Origin of the sequence: Streptomyces sp. NPDC050508, assembly GCF_040655155.1 — a bacterium.
GTDB lineage: Bacteria > Actinomycetota > Actinomycetes > Streptomycetales > Streptomycetaceae > Streptomyces.
In genome coordinates, this window is the sequence record NZ_JBFAJJ010000003.1 from 463,002 (window position 1) to 476,725 (window position 13,724).

The following is a 13,724-nucleotide window of genomic DNA, read 5'->3' on the forward strand; positions in this document are numbered from 1 at the left end:
GAGGGCAGCGATGCGCACAGGAAGACTGACCGGATCGATGGTGGGGATCATCGTCCTGACCCTGACGGCCGCCGGCTGCGGGCTGTCCGGCAGTTCGGGCGACAGCGACTCCACCGCGGGCGGCTGCAAGGTCGACAAGGGCAACGTGGGGTCCGGGAAGCTCACCGGTGAGGTGAAGGGCAACATCACCTTCCAGACCACCAACTTGAAGAAGGACTTCGGGAGTTTCTTCAACGGGGTCATCAAGTCCTTCGAGAAGGCGCACCCCGATACGTCGGTCAAGTGGATCGACGACCCGGGCGACAGCACCTTCACCCAGCGCAACGTGGCCGACGCCCAGGCCTGCACGCTGCCGGACGTCATCAACCTCAACTCCGAGACGGCGACGGCACTTACGAAGGCGGGCTATCTGCTCAACCTGGGCGTCAAGGACCCCTCGGCCGGCAAGCCGTTCGTCCCCGCGTTCTGGAAGTCCAGCACCTTCAAGGACGCCTCGGGCGCCTCACTGCACACCGTGCTCCCCTGGTACACCGGCGGCATCGTCCTGACGTACAACACCGACCTGCTGAAGAAGGCCGGGATCGACCCCGCGAAGCCGCCGACGACGATCTTCGGGCTGTTCGCCGACTACGAGAAGATCGCCAAGTCGGCCAAGGGCAAGTACTACGCGACGATGGCCAATCCGATCTGGCGCATCCCGGCCGACTTCGACCAGATGAACATCAAGACCCTTTCCGGCGACGGCAAGTCGGCCGTGTTCGCCGACGATCCGCGCACCACCCAGTGGGTCGCCTGGATGGCGAAGCTGTACAAGGAGGGCGCGATGCCGAAGGACTCGCTGTCCTCCAGCAACGACCCGTCCACGCCGTACACGCAGGGCAAGGTCGCCTACGGCTCGACCAACCCGAGCTATGTGCGGTTCGTGAAGCAGAACAGCCCCTCGATCTACGCCAGGACGGCGGTCGGACAGCAGCCCTTCGACGCGCTCGGGCACACCACCGGCGCCCCGCAGTACATCTCGGTCGCCGCGACCAGCAAACACGCCCCCGTGGCACTGGCGTTCGCGGAATACCTCACCAACGCCGAGAACCAGACGGCCTGGGCCAAGGACCCGGACGTGGTGATCTTCCCGACCACGACCACCTCGCTCAACGACCCGTTCTTCCAGAAGGTCAGCGGCAGCGACCAGTTCGCGCAGGCCCGCAAGCTCGTCGCCGACCAGCTCAAGACGACGACGGCCTACCAGACGAACCTCTCGCCGGCCGTGCAGAACGCGATCGTGTCCCAGGTGCAGCTGGCCATGCAGGGCAAGAAGAGCGCCGCGCAGGCCGTCAAGGACGCGCAGGCCAAGGCGAACGAGCTGCTGAAGCAGGCTGGTTGATGGTGGCGACGCAGACCGCGAAGCCGGTGTCCGTGCCCGGTGCGGAGGCCGTCGGCTCCGCACCGGGCACGGGCCCGTCCCGCATACGCCGACTCGCCCGCGCCGTCCTCCCCGGCCCCGCCCCCGGCGCCAACGGGGCGGCCCTGTACCGCCGTTGGTGGCTGCCCTGGCTGTGGACCGCGCCCGCGATCGTCTGCGCGGCGGTGTTCGGGGTGTTCCCGTTCCTCAACACCATGCTGCTGTCGTTCACGAACGCCAAGCCGCTGGGCGGCGCCGCGAGCTTCGTCGGGCTCTCCAACTACACCCGCATGCTGGGCGATTCGGACTTCTGGCTGGCGACCCGCAACAGCGTCCTGTACGCGGTGATCGTCGTCCCCCTGATGGTGCTGCTGCCCCTCCTGCTGGCCGTCCTGGTGGAGAAGAACCTCCCCGGCATCGGCTTCTTCCGTTCGGCCTTCTACACGCCGGTGCTCGCCTCCAGCGTGGTCGTCGGCCTGAGCTGGCAGTGGCTGCTCGCGGACGACGGACTGGTCAACACCTGGCTGGAGAAAGCCCACTTGATCCGGTCGGCGATCCCCTTCCTCTCCGACTCCTGGCTGATCCTGCTCTCGGCGATGGGCCTCACCCTGTGGAAGGGCCTCGGCTGGTACATGGTCTTCTACCTGGCCGCCCTCGGGAACGTTCCAAAAGAACTGCACGAGGCCGCCTCCATGGACGGCGCCGGTGCCGCCCGCCGCTTCTGGCACATCACCGTGCCCGGCGTACGGCAGGCGATGATGCTGGTCGGCACCCTCACCGGCATCGGTTCGCTGCGCGTGTTCACCGAGATCTACATGCTCGGCAGCTCCACCGGCGGCCCCGGCGGCGCCGACCGCACGCTGCCCTTCTACATCCGGGACGTCGGCCTGGACCCGATCACCGGAAACGCCGGTTACGGCTCGGCGGTGAGCGTGGCGCTGTTCGTCCTGACCCTGGGCCTGACCCTGCTGGCGCAGCGCCTGACGAAGGAGGACGAGTCATGACGACGACCGCAGTGCGGCCCAAGTCCCGCCGCCTGACGCCCCGTTGGCGTGACTACGGCCGCCCCCGCGAACTCCTCGTCCGCTACCTGCTGTTGCTCCTGGTCCTGGGCCTCACGGTCGGCCCCCTCATCTGGCAGTTCCTGGCCTCGCTGAAGGGCACCGGCGAGGACGTCTTCGGCGCGAACGCCTCCCTGCTGCCGCACCACCCGACCCTGCGCGCGTACCGCGAGGTCTTCAGCCAGGTCCCGGTGACCACGTACATCAGGAACAGCCTGATCGTCGTACTCCTGTCGGTGGCAAGCCAGTTGCTGTTCTCCACGACGGCCGGCTACATGCTCTCCAAGCCCGCCTGGAAGGGCCGCAGAGCGGTCTGGATCCTCCTCGTCGCCTCCATGATGTTCCCCTTCGAGTCGATCATGGTGTCGCTGTTCCTGAGCATCCGCGACCTGGGCCTGGTCGACAACCTGGCGGGCGTATGGCTGCCGGGGTTCGTCGGCGCCATCAACGTCCTGCTGATGCGCGGCGCGTTCCTGGCCGTCCCGCGCGAGATCGAGGACTCGGGGATGCTCGACGGCGCGAGCGAGTGGCAGCGCTTCCGCTACCTCTACCTCCCGTCCGCGTGGGGCGCGATCATGGTGGTCACCATCAACACGTTCATCAGCGCCTGGGACGACTTCCTCTGGCCGCTGATCGTGCTGCGCTCCGAGGACCACATGACGCTGACGCTGGGCCTGTCCCGACTGCAGAGTTCGTCGTTCGGCTACGACCAGCGGGTGGTGATGGCCGGTTCGGTGATCTCCGTGGTCCCGGTACTGATCCTGTTCGTCATCACCCAACGCTGGTTCTACAAGGGCGTTTCGGCCGGAGCCGTCAAACTCTGAGCCGTCAAGCTCCGAGCGTTACGACGACGGGTTCGACGCCCAGCGCGGCCCGAGCGGACTCCGCCACACGGATCTCCACGGCACCGACCTGCTCCAACTGGTCGGTGCCGAAGGGGATCTCGACCCTACGACGTTCCCCCGGGGCCAACTCGACGCCCTGGAAGGCATGCAGTTCGAGCGTGCGCGGCCAGACCCGGGTGAACAGTCGGCGGACGTACACCTGGACGACCGAACGACCGCTCCGCTTCCCGGTGTTGGTGACCTCGACCTCGATCACGTTCCCCGTGACGCGCGGCGGACCGTACGCGAAGCTCGTGTACGACAGCCCGTGGCCGAAGGAGTAGAGCGGCTCGGCGTCGGCGTCCACGTAGCCGCCGTACTCGGTGTCCTTGTGGTTGTAGTAGACGGGGAGTTGGGCCACAGAGCGGGGCACGGAGACGGGCAGGCGCCCGGTCGGTTCGGCCCTGCCGAGCAGTACCTCGGCGATGGCCTCGCCGCCCCACGGCCCGGGGTACCAGGCGGTGAGCAGCGCGCCGGCCCGTTCGGGTACGACATGCGGGCGGCCCTGGATCAGGACGAGCGCGGTGGGTGTGCCGGTGGCGGTGACCGCGTCGAGGAGGGCGTGCTGCGCCCGGCCGAGGCTCAGGCCCGCGAGGTCGACGCCCTCGCCGCAGGTCATCTCCGAAACGGCGTTCCGTGCCGCCCCGTTGGCGTCGAAGTCCGTGTCGGGGGTACGGGCGCTGCTGCCGCCCAGGACCAGGACGGCGAGGTCGGAGGCGGCTGCTGCTGCGACCGCCTCGGGGATGCCGGAGAGGTCGTCGCCGGTGAGGGCGCAGCCGGGGGCGTGGCGGATGTGGGTGCCGGGCGGGGCGAGTTGCCGTAGGCCTTCGAGGACGCTGACACCGGAGTTCTGTGGTGCCGTGTAGTCGCCCAACTGGTGGGCGGACGTGGCTGATTGGGGGCCGATGACCGCGATGCGGGAGACGGTCGCCGGGATGGGCAGGGCGTCGCCGTCGTTGTGGAGGAGGGTGACCGCGGCTCGGGCGAGGGCGGTGCTCAGCTCCCTGCCCTGCTGTGGGGCAGGGAACTCGCCTGTGCTGTAGGGCCGTTCGAAGAGGCCGAGGCGGAACTTCAGGCTGAGCACGCGCGCCACGGCGGCGTCGATGGCCTCCTCGGCCACCAGCCCCCGCTCGACCGCCTCCTCCAGATGCGTGAAGCCCTCGTCCCACAGGCTCAGGTCGACACCGGCGTTGAGCGCGAGGGCACCCGCCGAGACCTTGTCGCCGGTGATGCGGGCAAGGCGGTCCACGGCGAGGCCGTCGGCCATGACGAGCCCCTCGAACCCCCAGTCCGCACGCAGGAGTTCGGTCAGCAGGGCGCGGTTGCCGGAGCAGGGCAGGCCGTCGACCTCGTTGTAGGCGGACATGACGGCGGCGGCCCCGGCGCGGACTCCGGCGCGGGCGGCGGGGAGGTGGATCTCGTGGAGTTCACGGAGGCCGAGTTCGGACTCGGCGGAGTTGCGGCCGCCGACCGTGGCGCCCTGACCGGCGAAGTGCTTGAGGACGACGGGGGCCTTGTCGGGAGCGAACCCGACTGTCGTGTCGCCGCCCTGCATGCCTCTGACGAGCGCCTCGGTGAGGCGGGCGGCGAGGTGCGGGTCCTCGCCGAAGCACTCCTCCGTACGGCCCCAGCGCGGGTCGCGGGCGATGTCGAGGGCGGAGACGAGGGCCACATGGCCGCCACGGGCGCGGAGTTCGGCGGCGGCGTGGGCGGCGGCCCGCTCGTACAGCTCGGGGTCCCAGGTCGCGCCGACGGCCAGGTTGACCGGGAGGACCGTGCCGTCCAGGGCCATGTGCCCGTGCGGCATCTCCTCGACGAAGAGTGCCGGGATGCCGAGGCGGCTGCTCCCGATCACCTGGCGTTGCACCAACTCGGCCAGGGCGGCGCTGTCTTGGGCGCCGGGCCCGTTGGAGTGGTCGACGCCGGACCAGGCGTCGGCGCGGAACAGGCCGTAGAGCGCGCCGAGTCCGGCGAAGCGGTCGGTCTCGGCGCGGAGGGCGTCGGTGAGTTCGAAGCCGTCAGGAGTACCGGGGGTGCGTCGGTAGGCGTCCCAGCCGTACATCCGCTGGTTGAGCTGGCCGACCTTCTCGCGCAGGGTCATACGGGCGAGAAGGTCGCGAACCCGGGTGTCCTCGGGGGCGTTGGGGTCGCGGTAGACGGGGGTGGTGGGGTCGGTCATCGGGTGTCACCGTCGTGGGCGAGCCGGGCGAGGGCGACCGCGCCGCGGCAGCCGTCCGGGACCCAGTCGAGGGTGAGGCCGAGGGTGTGGAGGCGGGTGGTGAGGGGGGCGGTCAGCGGGCCTTCGGGGCCGAGCAGGCCGCCGGTCGCGACGATCCGCTCGCCGGGGTTCGGCTCCAACGCGCGCACGGTGTCGGTCAGTTGGTCTGCCGCCTCGTCGAGGATGCCTTCCGCCACGGTGTCCTTCTCGCCGGCCGCCTCGACGACCAGTGGGGCGAAGCGGGCGAGGCGGATGGGGAGTTCGGCCATGACGGCGGGGAGTACGTGCATGCGGTAGGCCTCGCGGTGGGCGCGGGACCAGTCGCCGTCGCCGGGGAGGGCCTCGCCCGGTACCCCGAGCGCCCGGCCGACGGACACAGCGAGGGCCGTAGCGGCTCCCCGCCCGTCCGCCATCCGCAGCGCCGCCCGTACCGCGCTCCGGCCGATCCAGAAGCCGCTGCCGTCGTCGCCGAGGAGCCAGCCGTCGCCGTCCACGGTGGCGGTGGAGCGGCGGTCGGTGATGCGCAGGGCGACCGCGCCGGTGCCGGCGACCAGGGCGAGGCCGTCGGCGGGGGTGCCGGGGGCGGAGGCGAAGGCCGCCTCGATGTCGCTGCAGACCCGCAACCGGTCGGCCGCGATGCCCAGGCGCCGTAGCGCGGCCGTGAGGGCGGCACGGGCGTTGACGTGTCCCGGTTCCTCGGTGGAGGCCGCCGTGGCGCCCGCGAAACCGCCGGACACGGCGACCACCCGGGCGCGCGCCCGCTCCTGCACCGCCTGCCCGATCGCTTCGGCGAGATGGTCGGTGAGTCGCGGCACCGGGACGGTCAGGGCGTTGCCGGGCCCGGCCGCGCCCTCGCCTAGAGGGCGCCCGTCCTCGGCGGCGGCGAGGACGGCGCGGGTGCGGGTGCCACCGGCGTCGAGACCGACGACGAGGTCACCGGTGAATTCTTGGTTCAAATCATTGCTCATCACTGACTATGGTGGTTGATACATTCGCGCAGAACAAGAGCCGAAGACCGCAGAACAAGAGCCAAAGCCACCGACAGGGCAAGACCGGACCTGGGGAGGATCCCATTCCTACGCTCCGCTTCGGCGTCAACTACACGCCGCGCCGCGGTTGGTTCCACTCCTGGCACGACTTCGACCCGGCGCACGCCCGCGAGGATCTGGCCCAGATAGCCGGGCTCGGCCTGGACCACGTCCGCGTCTTCCACCTCTGGCCGCTCCTCCAGCCCAACCGCACCCTCATCCGCAGGACCGCCGTGGACCAGTTGGTGCACCTGGTCGACCTGGCGGGCGAGGCGGGCCTCGACGTCCTCGTGGACGGCGTCCAGGGCCATCTGTCGAGCTTCGACTTCTACCCGGAGTGGACCCGCAGCTGGCACCACCGCAACGTGTTCACCGACCCGGAGGCCATCACCGCCCAGGCGGAGTTGCTGCGCACGCTGGGCCGCGCCCTCGCCGACCGCCCGAACCTGATCGGTCTCCAACTCGGCAACGAGCTCAACAACTTGGTGGAGCACAACCCGGTGACGGTGACCGAGGTGGACCACTATCTCGACACGTTGCTGGCCGCCGCCCGCGAGCACCTGCCACCGGACCGCCTGGTCACGCACTCCGCGTACGACGCCGCCTGGTACGGCGACGACCATCCGTTCACCCCGGAGGCCTCGGCCCGCAAGGGCGATCTGACGACCGTCCACCCGTGGGTGTTCTCCGGCGACTGCGCCCGCCGTTACGGCCCGCGTTCCCCGCAGGTGCTGCATCTCGCCGAGTACGGCACGGAGTTGGCCAAGGCGTACGCCACCGACCCGGCCCGGCCCGTCTGGGTCCAGGAGACCGGCGCGCCCGAGCCGCACATCCCGGCGGCCGACGCCCCGGAGTTCGCGCGCGCGACCGTGCGGAACGCGGCCGAGTGCGCGGGCCTGTGGGGTGTGACCTGGTGGTGCTCGCACGACGTGGACCGTTCGCTCGCCGACTACCCCGAACTCGAATACACGCTGGGCCTGTTCGACTCGTCGGGCCGCCCCAAGCCGATCGCCGAAGCCTTCGCCGAAGCCGCCGCGGAGCCGCACACCGTCCAACTCCGGGACACCGCACTGGTGTTGGACTGCACCCCGGGCACCCGCTCGGTGTCGGGACCGGGCGGGGCGTACTTCGAGGAGTGGATGCGGCTGCGCACGGAAGGCGTCCGGCCTGCGGTGGTTCTGGCCGAACGGGCGGAGGACGAGGGGTACTTGGCGGCACGAGGCATCAAGGAAGTCGTACGACCGCCTCGGTCGTCGTGACGGTCACACGCCCGCCAGTACCTCCGCGACCGCCCGCAGGTTGACCCGCCCCCGCCCGTAGGAGCAGAGGGTGCCGCCCTCCGGCAGCCCGCTGTCGACCAGCACAGCATCGGGTCGCCGGGCCACCAACTCGTCGCGCAGTCGCGCCTGCCAGGGGTGCAGGCCGGCGTCGGAGGTGGCGACGACCAGCGGGGCGCCCTCGCGCAGGATCGTGTCGACGAGGGCGGCGGGGTCGGCCGGTTCCGCGTTGAGTGCGGTGCCGGTGGCCGTGGGGTCGATGGCGCGCAATTCGGTGAGGAGGTCCTCGCCGCCCCAGTTCAGGGCGGGGTGCGGGGCGGGGAACAGGTCGACGACGTGGGCGCCGCGCAGCGGCGGCGGCAGGGTGCCGGTGCGCACGGCACGGCGGGCCGCCTCCAGCCCGGCGTCCGCGTCCCAGGCGGCGACCCGCCGGCGCGGGGTCGCGTACCGTTCGGCCAGCCGCTGCACCCGTCCCGCCGCCTCCCGCACCCGCTCCTCCGCCAGCACCTGCGAGTGCAGCGCGTCCAGCACGGCGTCCCGGCAGCCGAGCGTGACCGCCAAGTCCGGTACGGCGACGATGACTTGGTCCGCTCCCGCGGCGAGCGCGATCCGGGCACCGGCCGCCTCGCCGTACGCGTCGGCGATCGCCTTCATCTCCAGCGCGTCGCTCACCAGGACGCCGTCGAAGCCGAGTTCGAGGCGGAGCAGGTCACCGAGGATGCGGCGGCTCAGGGTGGCGGGGCGGTTGGTGTCCAGGGCCGGGAAGACGACATGGGCACTCATCAGCATCGGCACGCCCGCCGCGATGGACGCGCGGAACGGTTCGAGGTCGACGAGGAGTTCGTCGTACGGCCGCGGGTCGATCGCGATGCCGTGGTGGCTGTCGGTGACCGTGCCGCCGTGGCCCGGGAAGTGCTTGGCGCAGGACGCGATGCCACGCACGTCGGTGGCGGTGATCCAGGCGCGCAGATGGCGGGCGGCCAGGTCCGGGTCGGCGCCGAAGGAGCGGGTGCGCACGATCGGGTTGCGCGGCTGGTGCTGGAGGTCGGCGACGGGCGCGTACGAGGCGGTGATGCCGAGCGTGGCGAGGTGCCCGGCGAGCGCGTCGGCGCAACGGGCGGTCAGGGCGGGGTCGTCGACGACTCCGAGGGCGTAGGAGCCGGGGACGTCCGGGGCGCCCGCGCTCACCAGGTGTCCGATGCCGCCGCCCTCGTTGTCGATGGCCACGAGCAGGTCCGGGCGGATCGCGCGGAGTTCGTCGGTGAGCCGGCGCACCTGCTCGGCGTCCCGCACGTTGCGGGTGAACAGGATGACCCCGCCGAGGCCGCGGTCGACAAGTCGCTTGAGCGTGTCCGGCACGGTCGTCGTGCCGTCGAACCCCGCGACCAGACAGCGGTGCGCCGCCTCGTCGAGGTCGACAGGAAGGGCGGTGGCGGTGACGGACGAACGCTCGGCGTGGGTCATACTGGAATTGAAATGGCTCGCTCAACCTAAAGTCAACAAACCGATGGATTGTTGATTCAGGCAATGATCTGGGTGGCGACACGGGTGATACGGGTAATACGTTCACGCGGGCCGTTCGCATGCTGCGTGCCGTCCGCGTCGCCCAGCCGCCCGCGCTCCTTCCGCTTCCGGACACCACGACGTCATACCGGACGGGAACGTTTCGCCTCGTGCCCCTGCTTCCGCTCGAAGACATCCCCGGGCCGCTCCCCGCCTCCACCGCCGGCCCCGCCCCCGTCCCCCTCCGCCTCCCTTCCGCGGCGCGCCTCGCCACCAAGGTGCTGACCCTGCTGCCCCTGCTGCTGATCGCGGTGTGGGCGGCGGTCGACTGGCGTGCCATGTACGACGGCACGACCCGGCTCGCCTCCGCCGACCCCTGGTGGCTGCTCGCCGCGTTCTTCTTCACCTGCCTCGGCTGGGGCACCGCCGCCCTGGTCCGCCAGGGCGCCGTGCCGGAACGGCTGCCGACCGGCCTGCTGATCGCCTCGCAGTTTGCCGCCGGCGCCGCCAACCACGCCCTGCCGGCGAGCATCGGCGCCCACGCCGTGACGCTGCGCTTCCTCCAGGGCCGCGGCATCCCCCTCGCCCGCGCCACCGCCTCACTCGCCCTGTACTCACTGGTCAGGCCGATCGCGAAGACCCTCGTCCTCCTCGGCTTCCTCATCACCTTCCCCGAGATCCTGCGCTCCGGCCAACTCGTCCCGCGGGGCTGGTCGTTGGTCCTCGCCTTCGGGGGTCTGGGTGCCGCGCTCGGCACGGCCGGCATCCTCCTGGCGGTGGTGCCTCCCCTCCGCCGCCCGGCGCTGCGCTGCGTCCGCACCGCCCTGACCGACGTACGACAGCTGCACACCATGCCCAGCCGGATCCTCGCCCTGTGGGGCGGGGCGGCCGCCGCTCCGGTGCTGCAGGCGACCGTGATCTTCGCGGTCGGGGCCTCGCTCGGCCTGCCGCTGTCGTGGGCACAGGTGGTCCTCGCGTTCCTCGCCGCCAGCACCGCGGTCGGCGCCGTGCCCGCACCCGGCGGGATCGGTCCCGTGGACGCGGCGACGGTGTTCACGATGGTCGCGTTCGGCGCCCCCATGGACCTGGCCACGGCGAGCGTCATCGGCTACCGCGTCCTGACGGTGTGGGTGCCGTTGCTGCCGGGGGCGTTGATGCTGTCGGCGCTGGTCCACCGGAAGGTGCTGTGACCGAAAGCCACTTGTCCGGCCCCTCGTCCACCGTCTAACGTCGCTGCTCATCGACGTGTAGCTCAGTAGCAGAGCACCGGGCTCTTATCCCGGAGGGCGCAGGGGCAGGACCTGCCACGTCGGCTTATGGACGACGACGCTGACCAGCAGCACCTCACCGCGAACCCCGGCTATGCCCAGGGTCAGTTGGCCAAGGCCTTCAGGACCGCGCTGACCCACGAGGACGCCGACACCCGCCGCCGCGCGGAGGGCCGCGCGCAGCGCTGGCGTGACGTGCTCGCGGGGATGTCCGGCGGCCTGCTGACGATCGGTTCGCGCACCCCGGTGACCGGGCTCCCGGCCTGGGTCACCCCCGAGGTGGTGCACGGCGGCTTCGCCACGGGCACCCCGAGCGCGGGCGGCCCGCTCCAGCCGTACGAGACGCGGCTCACGGAGCAGTTCGGCGTGCCCGCGGACCGGCGGGCGCTGTTCGCGCACTGTCTGACCGACACCGGACTCACCTGGCTGTGGGGGCAGTTGAACAGTGGGCGGTACGAGGTGACCGTGCCGGAGGAGGGCGCGTTGCTCACCATGGCGTGGCTGGTGCGGCTCGGGGAGACGGCCGCCGCGCTGGACCTGGTCGCGGAGTTGGAGCCGTTCGCGGATCAACTCCGGTTCCTGCCCCGCCCGTCGACCGGCCGGGCCGCGTCGGATGTCACCGACGCGCTGTACCGCCGTACCGTCTCCGACACCGTGGACCGGCTGGTCCGGCGGCGCCCCAACGCGGCCGTGGAGGCACAGCGCGAGGCACTCGCCGTATGGCAGCCGTTCGGGGACGAGTTGCTCGTGCACTGGCTGGAGACGGCGGGCGGGGAGGACGGGCGGGTGCTCGAACTCGCCCCGGACGCGGACTGGTTGGCGCGGGGCGCCGCGCTGCTGGGTCGTTACCGGTCACTGGCCGAGGAGCACACCCGCTGCGGGAAGCACCGTAATCCCAAGGAGAACCTGGGCATTCTGCGCGGCGCGCTGGAAGAGACCGTCGCCGGGCGGCCGTTGGACGCGCGGCGGCTCGGGCTGCTGCGGCACGCCGTCGCGTCGATGGTGCGGCGGCGCGGTCTGCCGGGCTCGGCCCCGCACACGGAACTCCGCCGCGTGCAACGGGCCCAAGCCGCTCTCCCCTCCCACCACGCCCTGGCGCAAGTGCTGGTGGGCCGCCTCGCCGGGTTGCCCCAGGAGGCCGGCATCGCCGACCTCGGCCCCGTGCTCGCCCCCGTCTCCGAGCCTGAGCAGCGGGAGACCGGCCTGCCCGCCGGCGCCCAACTCCCGTCCGGGCTACGCCGGGTGGTCGAGGGCGCGCTGAGCGCACCGGTCGCCACCCTCGTGGAGCGGGGAGTCGTCCCCTCGGCCGAGGTACTGGCCGAACTGGTACCGCGGTTGGTCGCCGACGCCACCGCGCGGAGCTACGACGACGAGGCGCTGCGGACGCTGATGGCCGCGAACTACCGCGCGTTCCGCAACCGCCGTTCGCTGCTCCTGCTCAACCTGGAGGGGCAGGTCCGGATCGGGGAACTGCCCTGGGTGCGGGCGGTGTCCGCACAGCGCGGCGACGGCACGGCCGAAGCGGCCCTGCTGCTACGGCAGTTGGGCGAGCTGGCCGTGCAGGGGTTCCCGGGCACGATCCTCCCCAACCCGCTGGTGCGCGAACTCGGCGTGCTCGCCCGCCAGTCCGGCCTGGGCGCCCCACTGGTGGAGGAGCTGGCCGCCGACATCTTCATGGACGCCTTCGGCCCCAAGTTCCTTGTGGCGGCCCGGATCGCGGGCGAGTTGCTCGGCGGTTCGCTGTATGAGCGGTACTACGGCATCGACTACGCGGCGATCCGCGATCTGGCGATCGCCGAGGCGACGGTCGAGGAGGGCAAGGCGGCGGGCCGGCCGGACAAGGCCGGGGCCGGGCCCCGGACGTCCCCGGGGTTCGCGCGGCTGTGCGCGGAGCGGGCCACGGCGGCGTCCTCGGCCCCGGTGGGATCGACCGAGTCCTCGTCCGGGTTCTGGGTGGCGGGCAGCGGCAAGGTGATCGAGCAGTCCCAGATCCTGACCACCCACAACCTGGCCACGCTGGTCCACCGGGTCGGCATCGCCCCCGAGCCCGGGTGGGCCGACCTGGCGCGTCGCTGTTTCGTCACCGTGTGCCGGCTGACGGCACGGGTGCACCGCAACCCCTGGCCGTACTCCACGATCAAGGACGCGGCGTACGCCTGGCGGCAGTTGGTGTTCCACCTGTCCCTCTGCCCGCCCGCGGAACAGCGGCGCGTACTCACCGCCCTCGACGAGGAGGCGGCCCGCCACCCCGCCCACGTCGCCGCCCGCCTCGCACCCGCCCTGGCCGGGCTGCGCCTGGTCGCGGACGGCGGCGGCTTCGCCCCCGACGGCACGGCGGACGGAGGCCGGGCTCGCCGTCTCGTCGGCTGGACCACGGACGGCCACTGGCTGGCGACGGACCCAACTGCCGTAGCAGCGAAGGACAGTTGAGAGTTACCGACAGCCCCTAGCCCTCCGTCGCCGTGCGCACCGCCGCCTCCGTCAGGGTCGTCGCGGTGCGTACGGCGCTGGCGACGGCCTCGTCGGGGGTGAGCCCGCACTGGTCGGTGAGGGTGAACAGGGCGTCCGCGGCCATGACCACCGCGAGGCCCCGCTTGAGCTGCGTGAACGCGTCCGGGTCGGACTCCCCGAGGGTGCCCGCCAGGGGGGCGAGCGCGTGGTCGATGAGCCCGAAACGGATGCCGGGCCTCATCTTCGCCGCCTCGGGGCGGACGATGGTCGCGGCCATCATCGCGCGCACCCCGCCCTGGCGGGCCAGTGTGCCGCGGAGCAGGAACTCGCAGGCGAACGCGACTCGTTCGACCGGATCGCGGGAGTCGGCGACCGGGCCGAGCGCGTCGACGGGGTCGGGCCAGACGCCGGCCAGGGCCTCACCGATCAGCGAGGGCAGGTCGGGGAAGTAGCGGTAGGCGGTGGCCTCGGAGACCAGGGCGACGCGGGCGACCTCGGGCATCGTCACCTCGCTGCCCGTGCCGATCAGTCCGCGAGCCGCTTCGACGATCGCCGTACGGGTGCGCTTCTTCTGGTTGCTGCGGCCCGTGTCCGTCTGTGCTGTCGCCATCGGTGCGTCACTTCCCCGTATTCGC

10 protein-coding genes and 1 tRNA gene are annotated in these 13,724 nt (G+C 71.7%); 7 read left to right on the forward strand and 4 right to left on the reverse strand.

Annotated elements, in window-relative coordinates:
* Window positions 1-10: 10 nt before the first annotated feature.
* The 3 genes from AB0I69_RS11525 to AB0I69_RS11535 are packed head-to-tail and all read left to right on the forward strand — an operon-like array spanning window position 11 to window position 3,284.
* Window positions 11-1,381, forward strand: coding sequence for an extracellular solute-binding protein (locus AB0I69_RS11525; RefSeq protein WP_363095384.1), 1,371 nt, complete (start codon window positions 11-13; stop codon window positions 1,379-1,381).
* Window positions 1,381-2,403, forward strand: a complete 1,023-nt coding sequence (locus AB0I69_RS11530) for a sugar ABC transporter permease (protein ID WP_363095385.1) — start codon at window positions 1,381-1,383, stop codon at window positions 2,401-2,403. The genes AB0I69_RS11525 and AB0I69_RS11530 overlap by 1 nt, the downstream gene beginning before the upstream one ends.
* On the forward strand, window positions 2,400-3,284 hold the full coding sequence (locus AB0I69_RS11535) for a carbohydrate ABC transporter permease (protein ID WP_363095386.1): 885 nt from the start codon (window positions 2,400-2,402) through the stop codon (window positions 3,282-3,284). The genes AB0I69_RS11530 and AB0I69_RS11535 overlap by 4 nt, the downstream gene beginning before the upstream one ends.
* 4 nt (window positions 3,285-3,288) lie before the next feature.
* On the opposite strand, the gene AB0I69_RS11540 is transcribed toward AB0I69_RS11535, so the two are convergent.
* The gene (locus AB0I69_RS11540; RefSeq protein ID WP_363095387.1) at window positions 3,289-5,523 is read right to left on the reverse strand and encodes a glycoside hydrolase family 3 N-terminal domain-containing protein; all 2,235 of its coding nucleotides are present in this window, start codon (window positions 5,521-5,523) and stop codon (window positions 3,289-3,291) included.
* Window positions 5,520-6,530: a BadF/BadG/BcrA/BcrD ATPase family protein gene (locus tag AB0I69_RS11545; protein ID WP_363095388.1), complete on the reverse strand. Its 1,011-nt coding sequence runs from the start codon at window positions 6,528-6,530 to the stop codon at window positions 5,520-5,522. Before AB0I69_RS11545 ends, AB0I69_RS11540 begins: the two co-directional genes overlap by 4 nt.
* 8 nt (window positions 6,531-6,538) lie before the next feature.
* On the opposite strand from AB0I69_RS11545, the gene AB0I69_RS11550 reads away from it, so the two are divergent.
* Window positions 6,539-7,849 carry a glycosyl hydrolase gene (locus AB0I69_RS11550; RefSeq protein WP_363095389.1) on the forward strand — a complete coding sequence of 437 codons (1,311 nt, stop codon included), beginning with the start codon at window positions 6,539-6,541 and terminating at the stop codon, window positions 7,847-7,849.
* A 3-nt stretch (window positions 7,850-7,852) separates the two neighbouring features.
* Here the strand turns inward: AB0I69_RS11550 and AB0I69_RS11555 are convergent, their stop codons facing one another.
* Window positions 7,853-9,331 carry a glycoside hydrolase family 3 N-terminal domain-containing protein gene (locus tag AB0I69_RS11555; protein WP_363095390.1) on the reverse strand — a complete coding sequence of 493 codons (1,479 nt, stop codon included), beginning with the start codon at window positions 9,329-9,331 and terminating at the stop codon, window positions 7,853-7,855.
* 209 nt (window positions 9,332-9,540) lie between these two features.
* Between AB0I69_RS11555 and AB0I69_RS11560 the strand changes: the two genes are divergently transcribed.
* The 3 genes from AB0I69_RS11560 to AB0I69_RS11570 all read left to right on the forward strand — a co-directional run bounded on the left by AB0I69_RS11560 (window position 9,541) and on the right by AB0I69_RS11570 (window position 13,068).
* Window positions 9,541-10,560 (forward strand): lysylphosphatidylglycerol synthase transmembrane domain-containing protein, encoded by a 1,020-nt coding sequence (locus AB0I69_RS11560; protein ID WP_363095391.1) that lies wholly within the window; start codon window positions 9,541-9,543, stop codon window positions 10,558-10,560.
* A 51-nt stretch (window positions 10,561-10,611) separates the two neighbouring features.
* A tRNA-Lys gene (locus AB0I69_RS11565) sits at window positions 10,612-10,683 on the forward strand.
* Window positions 10,684-10,686: 3 nt separating this feature from the next.
* The gene (locus AB0I69_RS11570) at window positions 10,687-13,068 is read left to right on the forward strand and encodes a hypothetical protein (protein WP_363095392.1); all 2,382 of its coding nucleotides are present in this window, start codon (window positions 10,687-10,689) and stop codon (window positions 13,066-13,068) included.
* A 16-nt stretch (window positions 13,069-13,084) separates the two neighbouring features.
* Here AB0I69_RS11570 and AB0I69_RS11575 read toward each other — a convergent pair whose 3' ends face one another.
* Window positions 13,085-13,699: a TetR/AcrR family transcriptional regulator gene (locus AB0I69_RS11575; RefSeq protein ID WP_363095393.1), complete on the reverse strand. Its 615-nt coding sequence runs from the start codon at window positions 13,697-13,699 to the stop codon at window positions 13,085-13,087.
* Window positions 13,700-13,724 lie beyond the last annotated feature (25 nt).